Genomic DNA, 1,029 nt, shown 5'->3' with positions numbered 1-1,029 from the left:
GGAGGCACCCCGTCGGCCGGCTCCGTGCGCACCCTGCGCACCCGGCTGGACCGTGCCACCACCGAGGCGCTGCTGCGGAAGGTCCCCGAGGTCTACCGGACCCAGGTCAACGACGTACTGCTCAGCGCACTGGGCCGGGCCCTCGCCGACTGGACCGGCACCGGGGAGGTCACCGTCGCCCTGGAGGGCCACGGCCGGGAGGAACTGTTCGACGGGCTGGACCTCTCCCGGACCGTCGGCTGGTTCACCACCCAGTACCCCGTCACCCTCACCCCGGTCGGCCCGGCCGACGCTCCGGACTGGGCCGCCACGCTCAAGCAGGTCAAGGAGCGGCTGCGGGCCGTACCCCGCCGCGGCCTGGGCTACGAGGCCCTCGCCCGCCTGGGCTCACCCGACCCGGCCGCCCGCGCCCTGCGGGACGTCCCGCTGCCGCAGGTCTGCTTCAACTACCACGGGCAGTGGACCGCCCCGGCGGCCGGCGACTTCGCCCCCGCCGGCGAGACCCCGGGCCGGGACCTCGCCCCGCACGAGCCGCTGGACCACCTGCTCGACGTCTCCGCCGTGGTCGCCGACGGCGAGCTGGAACTCACCTGGCACTACAGCGAGCGGGCACACGAGAAGGCCACCGTCCGGGCCCTGGCCCGGGCCACCGCCGACGCGCTGACCGCCGTCGTCGAGCACTGCGCCCGCCCCGACGCGGGCGGCCGCACCCCTTCCGACTTCCCGCTGGCCGGCCTCGACCAGGCCGCCGTGGACCGGATCGTCGGCGACGGGCGGGACGTCGAGGACCTGCTGCCGCTCACGCCGCTCCAGGAGGGCATGCTCTTCCACCGCCTGGTCGGCGGCCCGGACGACGTCTACGTGGACCAGGCCGCCCTGCTGTTGGAGGGCGTGGGCGACCCGCACGCGTTCGCCCTCGCCTGGCAGCGGGTCGCCGACCGCACGCCCGCGCTGCGCACCTCCGTGCGGTGGGAGGGCGTCCCCCGCCCGCTGCAGGTGGTGCGCCGAGGCGTCCGGCTGCCGGTGACC

General features: G+C 76.6%; 1 protein-coding gene. It reads left to right on the top strand.

What is annotated here, in order from left to right; genetic code table 11:
- On the top strand, positions 1–1,029 hold a 1,029-nt coding region (locus tag ACFQ87_RS46740; RefSeq protein ID WP_380617132.1), incomplete at both ends, for a condensation domain-containing protein.

Origin of the sequence: Kitasatospora sp. NPDC056531, assembly GCF_042794375.1 — a bacterium.
In the GTDB taxonomy this organism is placed as follows: Bacteria; Actinomycetota; Actinomycetes; order Streptomycetales; family Streptomycetaceae; genus Kitasatospora.
Note: the sequence above shows the minus strand (reverse complement) of the source record. Positions and strands in the feature narration are given on the sequence as shown.